The following is a 283-nucleotide window of genomic DNA, read 5'->3' on the forward strand; positions in this document are numbered from 1 at the left end:
AAATGTTTTACTCGTAATGCAGTAGTATAAACATTAAGGCGTTATGGTTTTTTTGTTCAATTGTTTAGAGTAAAAAACCTTAGTTTCATCGTCACCAAGGATTTTTGCATACGTTATACAGCGCCTTATATCGACTTTTGCCAACCTAAAATCAGGGTTTTGATTCTGTTTTAACAACTCATAGGTTCTTAATAGCTTGAGGTTTTCACGAGCCCAGACACCTTCTTTAGCTGACCCTTTTTTGACTTTAGGGCGGCGAAATAGATTCGGCCGTGCTATATGT

At 37.1% G+C, this 283-nt stretch carries 1 pseudogene; it reads right to left on the bottom strand.

Annotated features, from left to right (window positions below):
* Positions 1–33: 33 nt before the first annotated feature.
* A pseudogene (locus R0J88_RS19545) lies at positions 34–283 on the bottom strand (replication initiation protein); the annotation flags it as partial.

Source organism: Pseudoalteromonas sp. SIMBA_162 (genome assembly GCF_046535955.1).
Lineage (GTDB): Bacteria > Pseudomonadota > Gammaproteobacteria > Enterobacterales > Alteromonadaceae > Pseudoalteromonas > Pseudoalteromonas marina.